Annotated in this window: 13 protein-coding genes (1 of these 13 cut by a window edge); 4 read left to right on the plus strand and 9 right to left on the minus strand. The window is 61.8% G+C overall.

All coding sequences use genetic code 11. The annotated features are described in order from the left end of the window. Positions 1-1,085: MmgE/PrpD family protein (locus EOC06_RS01735; protein WP_245469284.1), on the minus strand; the 1,085-nt coding region annotated here is incomplete at its 3' end. A gap of 216 nt (positions 1,086-1,301) precedes the next feature. Between EOC06_RS01735 and EOC06_RS01740 the strand changes: the two genes are divergently transcribed. From EOC06_RS01740 to EOC06_RS01755, 4 genes are all read left to right on the plus strand, one after another. Further along, entirely contained in the window at positions 1,302-2,189 is an 888-nt protein-coding gene (locus EOC06_RS01740; protein ID WP_128306927.1) for a LysR substrate-binding domain-containing protein, read from the plus strand. A gap of 194 nt (positions 2,190-2,383) precedes the next feature. Beyond that, entirely contained in the window at positions 2,384-4,039 is a 1,656-nt protein-coding gene (locus EOC06_RS01745; protein WP_128306928.1) for an ABC transporter substrate-binding protein, read from the plus strand. A 125-nt stretch (positions 4,040-4,164) separates the two neighbouring features. Then, complete coding sequence (locus tag EOC06_RS01750; protein WP_128306929.1) at positions 4,165-6,585, plus strand: FAD-dependent oxidoreductase; 2,421 nt, start codon at positions 4,165-4,167, stop codon at positions 6,583-6,585. A 105-nt stretch (positions 6,586-6,690) separates the two neighbouring features. Then, a complete protein-coding gene (locus tag EOC06_RS01755) occupies positions 6,691-7,593 on the plus strand; it encodes an SMP-30/gluconolactonase/LRE family protein (protein WP_128306930.1) in 903 nt (300 codons plus the stop codon). Positions 7,594-7,647: 54 nt separating this feature from the next. Here EOC06_RS01755 and EOC06_RS01760 read toward each other — a convergent pair whose 3' ends face one another. The 8 genes from EOC06_RS01760 to EOC06_RS01795 all read right to left on the minus strand — a co-directional run. Beyond that, positions 7,648-8,553, minus strand: a complete 906-nt coding sequence (locus EOC06_RS01760) for an allantoinase PuuE (RefSeq protein WP_128306931.1) — start codon at positions 8,551-8,553, stop codon at positions 7,648-7,650. A 48-nt stretch (positions 8,554-8,601) separates the two neighbouring features. Further along, positions 8,602-9,678 (minus strand): histidinol-phosphate transaminase, encoded by a 1,077-nt coding sequence (locus EOC06_RS01765; RefSeq protein ID WP_245469285.1) that lies wholly within the window; start codon positions 9,676-9,678, stop codon positions 8,602-8,604. A 358-nt stretch (positions 9,679-10,036) separates the two neighbouring features. Continuing rightward, entirely contained in the window at positions 10,037-12,589 is a 2,553-nt protein-coding gene (locus EOC06_RS01770; RefSeq protein ID WP_206631145.1) for an ATP-binding cassette domain-containing protein, read from the minus strand. An 83-nt stretch (positions 12,590-12,672) separates the two neighbouring features. Further along, entirely contained in the window at positions 12,673-13,848 is a 1,176-nt protein-coding gene (locus tag EOC06_RS01775; RefSeq protein WP_164898426.1) for a substrate-binding domain-containing protein, read from the minus strand. A 106-nt stretch (positions 13,849-13,954) separates the two neighbouring features. Continuing rightward, positions 13,955-14,818 (minus strand): ABC transporter permease, encoded by an 864-nt coding sequence (locus EOC06_RS01780; protein WP_164898427.1) that lies wholly within the window; start codon positions 14,816-14,818, stop codon positions 13,955-13,957. 225 nt (positions 14,819-15,043) lie between these two features. Beyond that, a complete protein-coding gene (locus EOC06_RS01785) occupies positions 15,044-15,931 on the minus strand; it encodes an N-acyl homoserine lactonase family protein (protein WP_024505467.1) in 888 nt (295 codons plus the stop codon). A 25-nt stretch (positions 15,932-15,956) separates the two neighbouring features. After that, a complete protein-coding gene (locus EOC06_RS01790; RefSeq protein ID WP_128306934.1) occupies positions 15,957-16,577 on the minus strand; it encodes a hypothetical protein in 621 nt (206 codons plus the stop codon). Positions 16,578-16,634: 57 nt separating this feature from the next. After that, on the minus strand, positions 16,635-17,022 hold the final stretch of the coding sequence (locus EOC06_RS01795; RefSeq protein WP_368773580.1) for an SDR family NAD(P)-dependent oxidoreductase. 407 nt of this gene lie beyond the right edge of the window; 388 of the gene's 795 nt are visible here — the last part of the coding sequence; its start codon lies off the right edge, out of view; the stop codon is at positions 16,635-16,637.

Here is a 17,022-nt window from a genome sequence, read left to right on the forward strand (position 1 = left end):
AAGCGGGCGCTGTGGAGCTCCGATTCCCGGACCGTGATGCGGCTCAGCAGTTCGGCGATGGCGGCATCCTCAAGCCCGTTGCCGGAAATGTGCTCCAGACCGATGCGGCCACGCATGATGAAGGTCGCGACGGCGAAGCGCAGGCTGTATTGCGCCTTCGAGGTCGTGTCCGGCACGCCGTCGAACAGTGTCACGGCGTAGTGGAAGCTGTTGACCTCGACATGGCTGATCTCCGACGGGGTCAGGTTATGCGCCAGGACGAGGCCACGCGTTGCGTCGATGGCCGCATGCGCCCAGCGGCAGATCGGGTAGGGCTTCACATATTGATGCAGCACCTGCCAGAAGGCGCCGAGATCCTGCCAATGAGCGGCGATTTCGGGCGCCTCGACCGTGATCGCCGGCGCACCGGTGAAGCCGCGCTCGGCCAGCACGGCGGCGGACAGGCCGGTCAGCGCGCCGATACCCGAGCCGTCGTGCAGCATCGTCGGCGTAGCGATCTCGCGCATCATCTGGCTGCGCGGGCCATGATATTCGGCAATGCCTAGCGCCTCCCGGAATTGCTTGTCGCCGAGCCGCCGCAATCTTGCCGCGAGCGCGGCCACGCCCACGGCATTCCATGCGCCTGACGTGTGGTAGTCCGACACCGTCGCATGCAGCGCGATGCCGGCCCGGCCGGCGACTTCGTAGCCGACGACAAGCGATGCCAGCGCTTCCGGCCCGCTGAGGTCGGGGAGCGCCTCCGCCAGCGCTGCCAGCGCCGGAACGACGACGACGCCGATATGGCCCTTGGTCGGGCTGTAACCGTCATGGCCATCGAGATTGTCGATCTGCGTTGCGGCCGCATAAGCGGCGCCGGCGATGCTGGCGCGGCGGCCGTCGAAAAGCATGCGCGCCGAATGCAGAGGATCGGCGGAGCCGTAGAGAAGGGCGGCGGTGTCGCGGGCGATCCGGCCGGCTTCCATCGGGCCAGCCGCAATGGCTATTCCGAGCGTGTCGAGCAGGAGATACCGCGCCTGTTCCAGGACAGGGACAGGGAATACGGCCGCCGGCCGCCGCAACACGAAATCGGCCAGGCGAACCGCCACGCTGGTACTCGCGTCAGGCCCTTCAAGCCGGTGCGACGGCACAGCCACTGGCATCACTCCCCTCTGCGTCACGACATCATTAATTTGGGTCCATCGCGCTTTCACGCAATTAGTTCGGCGGCTTTGGCCAAAAATATCTATGTCTTGTCGCTTGCCTGAGATTGAACGCCGGCGCTTCCATGGTTTACCTCTCACTGCACGAAGCAGGAGCCGCAGATGAAGCCACCACCCCCGTTGAATTATATCAGATCATTCGAGAGTTCGGCCCGGCACCTCTCCTTCACCCTGGCCGCCAAGGAGCTCGGATACACGCAGGCAGCGGTCAGCACGCATGTCCGCGCGCTTGAACATTATATCGGCCGGCAATTGTTCATCCGCTATCCACGCAGTCTCAAGCTCACCGAAATGGGCGAGGCGTTCCTTCCTACCTTGCGTCAGGCGCTCGATCAGATCGACCAGGCGACTGAGGCGATCGTGACCTCGTCGCGCAATCGCACGGTCGTCGTCTCCTGCCCGATGAGCCTGGCGGAGAACTGGCTGGCGGGCTGCATGGCCGCCTTTCGCAAGAAACATCCCGAAATCGAGATCGTGCTGCATGGCACGATCTGGGAGGACCTCAGCGAGCAGATCGCCGACATCACCATTTCGACGCGGCGTTTCGACGACCGTCCGCCCGCGGGCATTCCATTGTGGAACGACGAGTTGGTTCTGCTGTGCGCGCCGACGCTGCTGGATGGCGAGGGCGCCCTGAAGCTGCCTCAGGATATACTCGGGGTCGATTGGATCTTCGTGCATGGCCGCCAGGAATATTGGCAGGTCGTCACGTCGGCACTGGGCGTCGACATGGACGATCACGACAAGGGCCTGACGACCAACGCTTCCAACATCGCGCTTGAGCTGGCCGCCATGGGGGCAGGGCTCGTCGCGACCCAGCGCTCGCTTGCCCACGCGTATCTGCGGCGGGGACTGCTTGTCGAACCGTTCCCGGTCCGGCCGGCCAGTCCGTGGAACTACTACCTCACCGAAAACCAGCTTTCGAAGGGGACCATCGCACGCACGGTGCGGGAATGGATTCTGCTGCGGGCACAGGAGGATGGCGCCTAGCGCTGTTCGTCCTACCCGATGGGAATTTTCCAACTCAAAAATTGACACGCCAATGGCCTCGTTTTTTTAGGTCTTATTGGCTGGTTTTCGGCCGTTTGCCCGGGCTCAAGCCCTTCCGGGATTTTTGCATCGCCTCTAACATCTTCCATGCAAGGGGAATGTAACGGGCGGAAAGCCCAAACCGGAGAATCACAATGACGATTTTCAAGAGCAACGGTGACCGCGTCCCGGCCGTCATCGAAAGCTACGCAGACGAAGTCAGGAAGGGCGGCATGGATCGCCGCGAGTTTCTTGCCATGGCGAGCGCGATGGGCGCTTCCACGGCGTTCGCCTATTCAATGATCGGCTCGTCGCCTGCGCAGGCCGCCGCACTGGAGCCGGGCAAGAAGGGCGGCATCCTGAAGATGCAGATGATCATCAAGGAAATGAAGGATCCGCGCTCCTGGGACTGGTCCGAGATCGCCAATGTCATGCGCCAGTGCAACGACTACATGATCCGCTACACCACCGACTTCACCTTCGAGGGCCACCTGGTCGAAAGCTGGGAGGTGAGCGACGACGCTGTCGAATATACGCTGCATCTGCGCAAGGGCGTGAAGTGGTCGAATGGCGACGACTTCAACGCCGACGACATCATCCACAATATCGAGCGCTGGTGCGACAAGGCGGCCGAAGGCAATTCGATGGCCGGGCGCATGAACTCCCTCATCGATCCCGCCACCAAGAAAGCGGCGGCCAGCGCCATCACCAAGGTCGACGACCACACTGTGAAGCTGAAATGCCAACAGTCCGACGTAACGATCATTCCGGGCTTTGCCGATTATCCGGCGATCATCGTTCATCGCGACTTCGAGAAGAACGGCGGCGACATGCTCAAGACGCCCGGCACAGGTCCCTATGAGCTGATCTCCTACAAGGTCGGCGAATCGGCCGCGGTGCGGCGGCGCAAGGACTTCACCTGGTTCGGCGGCGACCCCTATCTCGATGGCGTCGACTGGACCGACTACGGATCCGACGCCTCCAACCCCGCCATCGCCAGCGCCTTCGAGGCCGGTGAGATCGATTGCAACTACCAGACGGTCGGCGGCACGGTCGACCTCTATGACAGTATGGGGCTGGTCAAGGAGCCGGTCGTCACGGCCGGAACCATCGTGCTGCGCACCAATGTGACCAACAAGCCTTATGACGACAAGCGGGTGCGCAACGCCATCCAGCTCGCGGTCGACAATGAGACCGTGCTGAAGCTCGGCTATAGCGGCCTTGGACAGGTCGCCGAAAACCACCATGTCTGCCCGATCCATCCGGAATATTACGCTTTGCCGAAAGTCCCACGCGATCTCGCCAAGGCCAAGGCGCTGATGGCCGAGGCCGGCCAGACGGATCACGAGTTCGAGCTGATCTCCTACGATGCGGACTATGTGAAGGACCCCGCCGACGTCGTCGCCGCGCAGATGCGCGAGGCCGGCTTCAAGGTCAAGCGGACCATCATTCCGGGCTCGTCGTTCTGGAACGACTGGACGAAATATCCGTGGTCGACCACCGATTGGGGCATGCGGCCACTCGGTGTCCAGGTGCTGGCGATCGCCTATCGCAGCGGCGAGGCCTGGAACGAGTCGGGCTACGCCAACCCGGAATTCGACAAGAAGCTCAACGCGGCTCTGGCCATGCCGGATGTCGACAAGCGCAAGGAACTGATGAAGGACGTGGAATTCATCCTGCAGGACTCCGGCATCCTGGTCCAGGCGTTCTGGCGTTCGCTTTATCGGCACCATGCGACCTATGTGAAGAACCTCGGCATGCATCAGACATTCGAACTGCAGCTGGATAAGGTCTGGCTCGACAAGGCCTAGGCCGGGCCGGCCACAGCAAATATCTCAGGGGCGCATGTTGCGCCCCTGAACTCGCCGGGCGACTGCGATTGACCCATCAGCTAAATCAAACGCCAAGATAAAGTCGCTGAACAAAGGGAAGAAACATGCGTACTCATGCTCAAGCCGTCGTCATCGGCGGCGGTCTGATCGGCTGCTCGATCCTCTATCACCTTGCCAAGTTCGGCTGGAGGGATGTCGTCCTTCTGGAGCGCAGCGAACTGACCTCCGGCTCCACCTGGCACGCAGCGGCCAACATTCACGGCCTGCATGATTCCACCAACATCAGCCGCCTCCAGCACTACACGATGGCGCTCTACAAGGAACTGGAAGCCGAGACCGGCCAGGGCTGCGGCATCTTTCAGCCGGGCTCGCTCTATCTCGCCCAGACGGAGGCGCGCGAGCATCAGCTGAGGCTCCAGGAGGCCAAGGCGCGGCGCTACAAGATGAATTTTTACGAAGTCGCGCGCGACGAGGCGGAGCGGCTGCACCCGCTGGTCGACTTCGACGGCATACGCTGCATCATGTACGAGCCGGAAGGCGGCAATGTCGATCCGTCCGGCGTCACCGCCGCCTACGCCGCCGGCGCGCGTCAGCGCGGCGCCGAGATCCATCGCTTCACGCCGGTCACCGCCACCGAGGCGCAACCCGACGGCAGCTGGATCGTGCGCACGCCAAAGGGCGACATCCACACGCAATGGGTGATCAATGCCGCCGGCCTCTGGGGCAGGGAGGTCGCCGCGATGGCCGGCCTGCAACTGCCGCTGATCCCCACCGAGCACCAGTATTTCGTTACCGAGACCATTCCGGCAATCGCCGCCATGGGCCGCCGGCTGCCTTCGGTCGCCGATCGGGACGGCGAGTATTATCTGCGCCAGGAAGGGCTCGGCCTGCTCGTCGGCGCCTACGAGCGCAAGATGAAATTCTGGGCCGAGGATGGCACGCCGCTGGACTTCGGCCACGAACTGTTTCCCGACGATCTCGACCGCATCGAGGAGAACATGCTGCGCGCGATCGCGCGCGTCCCGGCCGTCGGCACCGCAGGCGTCAAAAAAGTGATCAACGGGCCGATGATCTGGTCGCCGGACAGCGCGGTGCTGTTCGGACCCGTGCCCGAACTCAGCAACTATTTCTGCTGCAACGGCATCATTCCCGGCTTCTCGCAGTCGGGCGGCATGGGCAAGCTGGCGGCGGAGTGGATGATCGAGGGGGAGCCTTCGCTCGACATGTTTGCCTGGGACATGGCGCGCTTCGGCCTCTGGGCCGGCGAGGCCTTCACCAAGGCTCGCGTGCAGGATCAGTACAGCCATCGCTTCAAGATCCATTTCCCGAACGAGGAGCGCGCCGCCGGGCGGCCCGTGCGGACCAGGCCCGCCTACGAGATGCAGAGGGGCATGAACGCCGTCTTCGGGCTAAATTTCGGCTGGGAGCACCCGTTGTGGTTCGCCGCCGAGGGCGAGCCGCGCGAGGAGACCATCGGCTTCACCCGCCAGAACTGGTGGGAACCGGTGGGCCGCGAGGCGCGCATGCTGCGCGAACGCGCCGGCATCATCGACATCTCCAATTTCGCCAAATACGAGGTCAAGGGCGCTGGTGCCGAGGTTTGGCTCAATGCGCTGTTCGCCAACCGCATGCCGACAAAGATCGGCCGTTCCTGCCTCACGCCGCTGATCGGCAAGCGCGGCGGCATTGCCGGCGACTTCACCGTGACCAGGCTCGCGGACGACGAATTCATGGTCATCGGCTCCGGCATGGCCGAGCGCTTCCACCAAAGGTTCTTCAAGGCTATCCCCTTGCCCGAGGGTACGACGTTCCGCTCGCGCACCGAGGACCTCTGCGGCTTCAACGTGGCGGGACCGAGCTCGCGTGACCTGCTGCAGCGCCTGACCAATGAGGATCTGTCGAACGAGGCATTCCCCTTCATGCAGTCGCGCCGGATCACCGTCGCCGGCATTGAGGTGGTGGCGCTCAGGGTTTCTTTCACCGGTGACCTTGGCTGGGAACTGCATTGCAAGGCCGCCGACCAGGTCGCGCTTTACGAGGCGCTGCTCAAGGCCGGCAATGAGGTTGGCGCCGGACCGGTCGGCTCGCGCGCGCTGATGTCGCTGCGCGTCGAGAAGGGCTATGGCAGCTGGAGCCGCGAATACTCGCCCGAATATTGGCCGCAGGAGGTCAAGTTCGACCGGCTTGTCAAAATGGACAAGGGCGAATTCCTCAACCGTGATGCCTATGCAGCGGTCGCCGAAAGGCCGGCGCGCGACGAGCTGATCATGCTGTCGATCGAGGCCAGGGATGCCGACGCGACCGGCGGCGAGCCGATCTTCCTCCCCGATGGCACGCCGATCGGCCAGGTGTCCTCAGGCGCCTATGGCTATTTTGTCGAGCAGTCGCTGGCGCTCGGCTACGTCAAGGCGGGCTCGGCAAGGGCCGGAGACAAGGTATCCGTCGCCATATTGGGGAGGCCGCATGACGCGGTGCTGCTGAAGCAACCGCCTTTCGATCCAGAAGGCAAGCGGCTGCGGGCATAGCCCTATGACTGCCCGCGCGCCAGCCGAAAGAACACGACGCTGGCGGGTAACGTCGGCGAGGCCGAGGGGGGAAGATTCAACCGACCGGAAACAAAGGGGAATCGCATGATCAAACGGCATCTGCTGGGCACGTTGTTTGCCCTCACCCTCGCATCGTCCGCCTATGCGGGAGACGTCAAGGTCATCAATGAAGACACGTGGTTCGCCGAAGGACCGATCTGGTATCAGGTCAAGCTCTTCTATGTCGAATATGGCCGCGGCACTGTGACCGTGTGGGACGGCAAGAAGAACGAAATCTTCTGGAAGATGGACGGCTGCGGGCCTTCAGCCGTGCTGCCGACCACGACCGGCGAGTTTCTCGTCACCTGCTACGACAGCAACTCGATCGGCCGCATCTCCGCCGACGGCAAGACGCTGCCGGCCTATGACAAGGACACCGACGGCAAGCCGTTCAGCGGGCCGAACGATCTTGCGCCCGACAAGGATGGTGGCATCTACTTCACCGGCTCCGGCAAGGGCGGGCCGCTGATCGATGCCTCCGCCTACTACATCGGCAAGGACGGCAACGTGAAGAAGGTTGCCGGCGACCTGCACAATGCCAACGGCCTCGTCATGTCGAACGACGGCAAGATCCTCTATCTGGTCGAGACCGAGGACAACCGGATCATCGAGTTCGACGTCCAGTCCGACCACGCACTGAATAACCGTCGCGTCTTCCTGCGCCTCGATGATCTGTTCCCGAACCAGCCACATATCTGGCCTGACGGCATCAAGATGGACAAGGCCGGCGAGATGTATATCGGCCAGAGCCCGCGCTCGCTCGACGCGCCAGGCAAGATCCTCGTGGTCGACAAGGACGCGAAGCTGCTGCGCACTCTTTCGGTGCCGTCGCCATCCATGCCGAACTTTGCCTTCGGACCCGGCGAGAATGTGCTCTACGTCATGGCGCTCGACCAAATCGATGCCGCGCCCTGGCACGGCAAGGTCTACGAGGTTCCAAACAAATAGCGCGTTCACTGACGGACGGGTGAAGGCTTCACCCGTCCGGTCCGGTTGATGGCGTCAGCCGTCGAACCGATCCAGCCAATGTTGGGCAAGGTCCGAGCGGCGGCAGATCCAGATGTCTGGATTGGCTTTGATCTTGTCGAGGAAGCGGGAGAGCCCGATCATGCGGCCCGGCCGTGCCGCCAGCCGGCAATGCAGCGACACTGTCATCATGCGTGGCGTCCGTTCCGCTTCGGTCAGCAGCCAGTCCACACCATCGCTGACATATTCGAAGAACTGGCTGCCTGTCTCCAGGCCGGAGCCGCGCGAGAACCGGCTGTCATTGTTGTCGAAACTATGCGGTACCACCAGATGCCGCTTGGCATCGACATCGACGAAATAGGGCAGGTCGTCATTGTAGTCGTCGCAATCGTAGAGGAAGCCGCCGTGCTCTACCACCAGCCGCCGCGTATTGAGGCTGGGCCGGCCGGTGTACCAGCCGAGCGGGCGAATGCCGGTCAGGCTCTCGACGGTATCCACGGTCATCGCGATGTGATTGCGCTCCTCGGCCTCGCTCAACGGCGCGTAATCGATCCAGCGCCAGCCATGGCAGACGATGTCACTGCCAAGTGCTGCGATCGCCTTGCCGGCCGCCGGATTGAGCTCGAGCGCGCGCCCCACCACGTAGAATGTCGGGATGATGTCCTTGTCCTGAAACAGCGAGGCGAGCCGCCAGATGCCGACGCGTGAGCCATATTCGTAGAGCGATTCCATATTGCGGTTGCGCAGACCCGGCACCGCCGGAGACACGGCAAGATCCGACAGGATCGCCTCGGAGACGCCGTCGCCTTCGCCGATGCTGTATTCGGCGCCTTCCTCATAGTTGACGACGATGTTGAGCGCCAGCTTGGCGCCCCCGGGCCACTGCGCGGCAGGCGGCTTGTCGCCATAGCCGATAAAGTCACGGGCAGGCAAATACGGCATCGCTAAAGTCTCCCGAGGCTTCTGTCGCAAAACATGCGGTAGCCAACACTATTCGCCGTGCATGTCGATCAGTATGCGAAGTGCGCGATCCATTATATCTTGCGGGCCGACCGTCGCGCGCAAACAGTCCATGAGGCCGTAGCCGCCCAGGCCGCGCACAATGATATCGGCGCCCCTTAAGGCCTTCTCTGCGGCCCCCGCGGCGGCTTCGTCGGAGAAGCGGATCAGCACGAAGTTCGTCCGGCTCTCCGGGACGTCATATCCTTTAGCCCTCAGATCATGCGCGAACTGGTCGCGAATCCTCGCCGTGCGGGCCACCGTTTCGCGCATATAGGCCTGGTCCTCCACGGCCGCGACGGCCATTGCGAGGCTTGCCGTCGTGACCTGGTTGGAGTTCTGCATCTTGCGCACCTCGTCCGCGACCGAAGGCGGAAACAACCCCCAACCGACGCGCGCGCCGGCCAAGCCATAGGCCTTGGAAAGCGTGCGAAGCACGGCGGTATCGCCGCGCGCGACCAGCGCAAAGATCGGTCCGGGGTCTTGTTCGTCGAACTCGCCGTAGGCCTGGTCGATCACTAGAAGGACATCCCGCGGCAAGGCGGCCCGCAAGCGCAGCAGCTCGGCGTTGCGGATGCGGGTGCCGGTCGGATTGCCGGGATTGCAGACGAAGACGACCCGCGTTGCCGGCGTGACGGCAGCCAGAATGCTGTCGGTCGAAACGGTGAAATCGCGCTCTGCCGCCTTGATGTAGGCGGCACCAACACGCGCGGCGGCGGAGGCTGCGAAATTATAGGCATAGGACGTGCCCAGCACCTCGTCACCTCGTCCCGCAAAGGCCGCGATGGTGCAACTGATCAGGTCCATCGAACCGGCGCCGCACAAGATCAGATTGGCATCGACCTCATAGCCCCGCCCAATTGCCTCGCGCAGCGCTGTCCAGTCCGGATCAGGATAGAGATGGCTGCGGGCAATCGCGTCCTGGCCGGCAGTGATCGCCCTGGGGCTGGGGGGAAAAGCGCTCTCGTTCTGGGCAAGGGTTGTCCGGTCGCAGCCGCTAAAATTTGCCAAGGCAAAGGCGGACATAGCCTCGACATGAGCGGCAGCTTTCAGAGATGGGTGGTCCATGGGAATGTTCCTGTCGGCCATCTTGTGAACCACCGTTGCCGGACCGGCTCGTGGGACAAGTTACAAATCGCCTGCGCGTTCACAAGCAAAAACTAATCGTGCATAGGGCCCGAAATTCTGGCCCACTTCAGGACGCAAAACGCCCGGTCAGCACGAGAGCGGAAGAAAAGATGACGGTATGCTTGCACCTCGAAAAGGCGTTGCCGAAAGCCGTCAGACAACTGACCGAAATCTGGTCGCAAGAAGATCGGCATCATCAAGTGACGGGAAGCGTCGACATGCGGTTGGGGGAGATTTCGCGCTTTTTTTCGGATCTTCGCGCACTCGACGTCGTATCTCCAGTCTGCGGCAGTTCGTTTCACGGCCTCTCAATGGACGCTGACCGGGCCTGAGAATAGACTGCTACTGCGATCAGCGTCAGCAAGCCGATGAACCAATATTGCCAGGCTTGCGACAGGCCCAGGAAAACCATCGACGAATTGACTTCCTGGATCAGGACGGCGCCAAGCAACACGCCGATGAAGCTGCCGCGTCCGCCGAAGAGACTGGCTCCGCCGAGGACAACTGCGGCAATGCTGCCCAGCGTGTATTCGATGCCCTGATTGGGATCGCCGATGCCGAGCTGCGCCACCACCATCAAGCCACCAAGCGCCGTGAGCAAGCTGCAGGCGATGAACGCGCCGACGACGGTCCAGCCTGTGCGCACACCAATATGCGCCGCCGCTTTCTCGTTGGAGCCAACGGCGCGCAAGCTCATCCCCCAACGGCTGTAGCGCAAGCCGACTTCGAGGATGATCGCCAGGACCAACGCGACGATGAACACGACCGGAATGCTGCCGATAGTGGCTTTGATGGTATCCATGACGGTGGCGCTGATGGCCCCATCGGGATAGGGCCGCAGCAACACCGAGATGCCCTGAATGATGATGTAAACCCCTAGCGTGGCGGCGACGGAGGTGAAGTTCCCGAACCGAACTAAGGTCCCGTTGGTCAGGCCGACGAGGGCTGCGGCGCCAAACACGGCCAACACGCCAACGATTATCGTTGCCATGCCGGCACCTTCATTCAGGAAGAATGACGCGATAACGAGGCTCAACCCGATCAACGGGCCGACCGACAGATCGATCCTGCCAGTGAACACTGCGCACATCTGGCCAAACGAGACGAACGCCAGCGCAGCGGAAAGGAACAGGATCTTCTCGATGTTGAAGCCTGAGACGAAACGAATGTTGTGGCCAGACGCTACCACGCCCAGCAGCACGATTAGCCCGGCAAGCACGAAGCTTGGAACATAGTCGCCGGCAGCAACCATTCGCAGCCATGAACGCGTAGTGCCGAATCTGTCTCGTTCTTGCTGGTCGGTGTTGCGATGGGTGGTGGCCGTTATCATGGTCCGGCCGATATTGGCCTCATTGACGTCTTGGCCTGAGAGTTCGCCCACGACGTGCCCGCGGGAGAAGACCAGCACGCGGTCGCATACGCCCTCAAGCTCAACAATATCGGATGAGACGATCACCACCAATGTCCCGCGCGAAGCGACGTCACGCAGGATGCGATAGATTTCGGCGCGGGCACCCACGTCAACCCCGGCTGTCGGCTCCTCTGCCAGCACGAGTGAAGCCTCTGCCAGGAGAGCTCGTGACAGGATCGTCTTTTGCTGGTTCCCGCCAGACAGCGTGGCGACATTCTGCTCGATCGATGCCGCGCGAATGTTCAAGTCCACTCGCTGGGCTTCCATTTGCCGTCGTTCGAGCGGACGGTCCACGACGCCAAAGTTCGCGAAACGTGACAGGGCCGAGATGGTACCGTTTTCGCGCACGGAAAGACTGGGAAAAAGGCCTTCATGTTGGCGGTCGGGAGACAGATAGATAATGCCGGCACTACGAGCGGCACCCGGGTTGCCGAGCGGCACGGTCTTCCCGTCCAGAGTGACGGCTCCACGGGCATTTCCAAGACCTGCCAGCGAACGCAGGAAGTCGCTCTGGCCGTTTCCGGTAATGCCGGCGATACCAACGATCTCGCCGCCACGCGCCGACATATTGATGTCTACGAAATCAGCGCCCGAAAGCCCTTTGACCTCAAGAATACTTGCGCCATTCATGACACCGGCTGATTTGAGCGGAAATTGCTGGGTGACGGTGCGTCCGACAATGAGGTTGAGGATTTGGTCATCACTGACATCGCGCACCGGTGCCGATCCCTTCACTTCACCGTCACGCATGACGGTGACCGTGTCTGCGATCTGCCTGATTTCCTGCAGCCGATGCGAAATGTAGATGACCGCCGCGCCCCGAGTCGCTGCTTCGCGCACGTTGCGAAACAGGATGTCGACAAGGTCGGCTGTCAAAGCCGCGGTGGGTTCGTCAAGAATGAGGATCTTTGGGTTGATCGCAAGCGCCTTGGCAAGTTCTATCAGTTGGCTTTGCGCGATGTCGACATCGCACAGCCGGGTCTTGGGGTGAACGGCAGAGCCAACACGACGGAGTTGGGCGATTACCCAGTCATTGGCATTCGCATAATCCGTTCGAAGCGCTGCTGGAACTGCAAGCAGCAGGTTTTCAGCCACCGTCAGATCGGGAAGCACTGCCGGATGTTGATGCACGATGGCGAGCCCGAGCCGTTGCGCCTGTGCCGCGCTAAAGCGATCTACAGATTGTCCACATATTTCAATCGAGCCCTGATCGTAGCTCAAAGTGCCGGAGGCAATGCCCATCAATGTCGACTTGCCTGCGCCATTTTCTCCCAGAAGCGCATGAACCTCGCCGCATCGGGCCACAAACGAAATGTCCTTCACGGCGACGACATGGCCGAAACGCTTCCACACGCCTTGCATGCGCAATCCCAACGGGCTGTCCAACGCAGTACTGGTCGGCGTTGCCATGTCAGACTGAAGCTGCTCGACGGTGGCCATGGGTCGATCCTCCTAAGTGACTTCCATCATCCTCCTTGAGGAGATGAAGGGGCGGACAGAAGCCCGCCCCGTTTGGCTCGAGATCAGAGACCGCCCTTGAGGGCTGCCAGGACCTGTTCGTCAGTCAGGCTGGTGCCGTTTGAAGCGGATTCCGGAAGCTTCGGATTGCAGAAAACAGTTCCGGCAAGCGAATCCTCGAGCTGGAAGTTCGTCACTTCCTTCACACCGGCCTCAGCCACCGTATGTTTGGTGCCGTTGGGGTCGGTTATGACGAGCGGCTGATCCATCTTGCCGCCGGCTGCCTCAGCGATCGCCCAGCGTACGGCCAGACGCACGTTCCACTGTTCGGCGCTGTTTGTCGTGTACTGGAAGGCGGACTTGGCGTCGGCATCGTGCAGCTTCTTCCAGGTGCAGCCGAACACGTTGGCGTCTTCACCGGCGATCAGCGGAAGTGGCCGACCAGCCCGTTCGAAAACGCCTGAGGCGACAACGCCCATGCTGAGGTCCGCGATCACACCGTCGATCTGCGGATACTGAGCAATTAGCGCGCCCAGCGATTTGGCGACCATGCTGGAATCCCAATTCGTCACTTCGAACGGCTTCTGTCCGATCTGGACGATGCCCGGATAGTCCTTGAAGGCTTCGAGGATGCCATCAGCGCGCTCACGGCTCTGACTGGTTCCGGCAGGCCCGCCGAGGTAGGCGACATTTCCCTTGCCGTTGAGGGCCTTGGCCATCCATTTGCCCCAGTCGACGCCGTCCTGGTGGAAGTTCGTGCCGACGAAAACGCTGTAGTCCTTGCCTTCCTCACCACCAACACGGGCTCGGTACGGCACGACGGTGCTGCCCTGCTTGAAGGCATCGCGGATCGCCGGCAGCATGGCCGGGCCGGCATCGGGGAACACGACAATGGCGTTGACGCCGCGCGCGGCCAGACCGCTGAGGTCGGAGATCGCCTTCTGGGTGTTACCTTGCCCGTCTGTGTGATCCCAGCCGGTGACGTTCGGGCACTGGCTGGCCTCGTTGATCGCTGCGGCCGTCGTCATCTGCCGCCAGGGGTTCTGGGCGAAGCCATCCGCCAGCGCGACAGAAATCTCCTTCGTTCCGCAAAAGCTCGGTGGTGTCGCCGCCGGTTCGGCGCAGAAGACACCACCGGCGATGCCCTTGCACCAATCCGCGGCGCCGGCTTGCGTGACCGACAGCGGTGAGACAGTTGCAAAGGCCGACAGGGCGAGCGCCGCGCCCGATAACACGTTCATTCCAAGGCAAGACTTCATCATTTCCTCCCAACGAAGTTTGGTTGCTGTTCTCCAACCTGCCCGTGCTGGACAGCGTTGAAACTTTTTATTCCCTTGGCCGCCGACATCATGCGGTCGACCTGTTCCTCAAGCTGATTGCCCGCCTGAGATTGCGAAAATTCAGACCATAGATGCCGACCCCAACCAGGATCGCGGCACCTTGGAAAAGGTATTGAACGCCGATGCTGGCGCCCGTCGTCAGCACCAATTGTTGCAGCTGTGTGAGAAAGAGGGCGGCGATCACGGTTGCCGCCAAATTGCCCTTGCCGCCAAACAGCGAGGTTCCACCCAGAACCGTCGCGGCGATCGACGGCATCAGGTAGTTGTCGCCCTGCTGCGGACTTGGCAGCTGCATAAGGCCGCCGAGCAGAATGCCGCCTGCCGCATAAAACAGGCTCGCACCCACATACGCGGCGATCTGGTAGCGGTCAGCGACGATACCTGCCGCGCGTGCGGCCCTGATGTTTGCGCCGACAGCCTCGAAATTGCGCCCGAAGGTCGTCGCCTTGACGACGAAAATGACGACGATAGCCATCGCTAGTGCCAAATAGGCGAGCTGCGTGATGCCAAAGATCTTACCGTTGGCGAACGCTGCTATCGACCCGGGCACAGACACCGGTGTGCCGCCTGAAATCTTGACGTTCAGGCCGTAGAGCAGCGCGTTCATGCCGATCGTGGCAACGATGGGCGCAACACGAACCTTGCTGACGAGCAGGCCGCTGATCAGCCCCGCTACCGCCGCAGCGGCGAAAGCGTAGAAGAGGGCCAGGGCAACACTGCCCTCGGCATCGGGTTGGCTCTCCGCGAAGTAGCAGACGATGACAGCGCTGAGCGAAACCATCCCCGGCACGGACAGATCGATGCCGCCCTGCTGGATGACCAGCGTTTGGCCCAGGCTGATGAGGGCCAGGATGGCGGCAAAGGGCAGCATTCCGCTCATCGCGCCGGTGCCAAGACTTTGCGGGGCGATCAGGCCGCCGAAGACGAACAGGACCAGCGTTGCCGCCGCGATACCCGCGGTCGGCCCGCCAGCTGAGGCAAACCAACTGCTCGGTCCGGATGCACCTTCTCCTAAGGCCGTGACCGGCTTCGGCTTGTCTGAAAGCTTTTCCACGTGTCTTGTCCTTCTGCGGATTCGCGGCATCGAACTTGTCCGTTAAAGCAGTGCGGATCTTGCTCCGCTGGCCAGACAGATTTCGCTGATCCGCAGCTTCTGGCTGGAGAGCCGGGACGGGAATGTCTGTTCGAGCCGCGACTCGTGAACGGGTATGACCCGTCGAGACTCATGGCCGACCTGTTTCATCATGGCTTCGGTGGCCATGATCAGATTGATCTGGCTGCCGGTGGCCAGGCCGACCGGGAGATACATGTCGTCGATCTTGAGCTGTTCGGAGGCGCCGTTCAGGTTCTCGAACTGGTAAACAAGATCACCGGCAAGCACCCAGGTGTCCTGGGAATCCGTCTTGCCATCATTGCGCACCGTCACCCACATGCATGCGAAGGTATGGCTGTCATAGGCGACGTGAAGATCGATGCCGGGGAAGACGTTTTCCATGGCACCATCGACCGCGATCAGGCGTTTGTCGCGCGCCAGCTGCACACCACGCAGGATATCCGCCGTATCGATGCCGGACAGGATCCAGCGCATGCGGTCCGGCAGCGACATCGCCCAGATCCATTCCTGCAGCTCCTTCTTCTGGACGTAGAAGGTGGCATTGGGAAATGCATCGACATTGCCGAAATGATCGAAATGCGCGTGCGTGATAAAGACCGCGTTGATGTCTTCCGGCGTCAATCCGATTTCGGCAAGAACCTCGCGCGGTCCGCGCCAGTTCTGGACATTGAACAGCGTGCCAAGATAGTTCCCATAGTCGCGGTCGTTGTAACCGACGTCGACCATCGCGGCCCAACCGTCTCCCTTGATGACGGCGTAGCAGTAGGGCAACTTCACATAGCCTTCATTGTGGGCGCCGTAGATGACGCCACTCTTGTGGTATTCGGGCACGTATCCGTACTCGAGGACGTAGATCGAATAGAGTGACACCGGTTTCCTCCCTTGATCCAGCCGGTTAATTTTTCGCGGGTCGGCAGTTGCAGCAGGCCGCCGTGAAATCCACGGGCGTCAGTCCGGCGGAAGGTTCCGAAACCATCCGCAGCGACCGCTGCGCGAAAAAAAGCGCGTCAACGACGGCATCGAGATCGGGACTCGCCGGATCAATGAGCTCGGCAAGACGATCAAGCCGCGAGAGTATCCGGCCGAGAAGCACAAGCAGATCGGCTAGCGCGGCTTGGTGGCGGGCCGCTGTCGGCGGCGCCTTCACCGCACCCAGCCGGTCGGTTGCCTCGCGCAACTGCCTTGTCACCGACGCCAGCAAGAGATCGTTGCGGTTGCGGTCGAGGCTGTCGGTCTGGAGCAGAAGCAGGATTCCCGAAAGCTGGCCAACGCAACGCTTGGCGGCGTCATAGAGCGGGCGGGTGTCTGACAGGTAGGAGGCAACCGCTTCATCCTTGATCCCTGACTTCAACAAGGCATCTGGCTGGAACTCGCGGGGGGTGTCCCATATCGAACAGGCGGGACGATGCACGCCTTCGATCGCTGAAGAAGGCGCTGGAAATTCACGACGAAATGGTAGAAGCGCCGCCCCATGCGCAAGCGGAGCCTCGTCTTGTCCGGAATTGATCCTGAGCATGCGTCGCCTCCAATGTTTCGTCGTCGCATCGACCGCAGGGCCGTGCGGACTGTCTTTTCAGTGCATGAATCGGCCGCCGTTGACGTCGAGAATGAGCCCCGTCACGTAGTCGGACAGGTCTGAGACCAGAAACAGGCAAGCTTTTGCGATATCGTCAGCCGTTCCGAGCCGGCCAAGCGGGATGTTCACGACTATGTCGCGCCGCTTGTCTTCGGTCAGCTTGTCGCCAAAGATGTCCGTGTCGATCGTGCCGGGGGCTATCGCGTTGACGCGGATATTGTGCTGCGCCAGTTCACGCGCCATCGACTTGGTGAGGCTGTGGATGCCGCCCTTGGCGGCGGAATAATGCGGCCCGCCGAAAATGCCACCGCCGATCTGAGCCGCGATCGAGCCGATCGAAACGATCGCGCCGGAGCGCCGTTCGATCATCGAAGGCACGGTAGCC

The organism is Mesorhizobium sp. M7A.F.Ca.MR.362.00.0.0 (assembly GCF_004023175.1).
GTDB lineage: Bacteria > Pseudomonadota > Alphaproteobacteria > Rhizobiales > Rhizobiaceae > Mesorhizobium.

What these genes read in the sequence shown, in the direction of transcription:
- EOC06_RS01740 (WP_128306927.1), top strand. Translation starts at nt 1,302, where the DNA reads ATGAAGCCACCACCCCCGTTGAATTATATCAGATCATTCGAGAGTTCG.
- EOC06_RS01745 (WP_128306928.1), top strand. Translation starts at nt 2,384, where the DNA reads ATGACGATTTTCAAGAGCAACGGTGACCGCGTCCCGGCCGTCATCGAA.
- EOC06_RS01750 (WP_128306929.1), top strand. Translation starts at nt 4,165, where the DNA reads ATGCGTACTCATGCTCAAGCCGTCGTCATCGGCGGCGGTCTGATCGGC.
- EOC06_RS01755 (WP_128306930.1), top strand. Translation starts at nt 6,691, where the DNA reads ATGATCAAACGGCATCTGCTGGGCACGTTGTTTGCCCTCACCCTCGCA.
- EOC06_RS01760 (WP_128306931.1), bottom strand. Translation starts at nt 8,553, where the DNA reads ATGCCGTATTTGCCTGCCCGTGACTTTATCGGCTATGGCGACAAGCCG.
- EOC06_RS01765 (WP_245469285.1), bottom strand. Translation starts at nt 9,678, where the DNA reads ATGGACCACCCATCTCTGAAAGCTGCCGCTCATGTCGAGGCTATGTCC.
- EOC06_RS01770 (WP_206631145.1), bottom strand. Translation starts at nt 12,589, where the DNA reads ATGGCCACCGTCGAGCAGCTTCAGTCTGACATGGCAACGCCGACCAGT.
- EOC06_RS01775 (WP_164898426.1), bottom strand. Translation starts at nt 13,848, where the DNA reads ATGAACGTGTTATCGGGCGCGGCGCTCGCCCTGTCGGCCTTTGCAACT.
- EOC06_RS01780 (WP_164898427.1), bottom strand. Translation starts at nt 14,818, where the DNA reads ATGCTGCCCTTTGCCGCCATCCTGGCCCTCATCAGCCTGGGCCAAACG.
- EOC06_RS01790 (WP_128306934.1), bottom strand. Translation starts at nt 16,577, where the DNA reads ATGCTCAGGATCAATTCCGGACAAGACGAGGCTCCGCTTGCGCATGGG.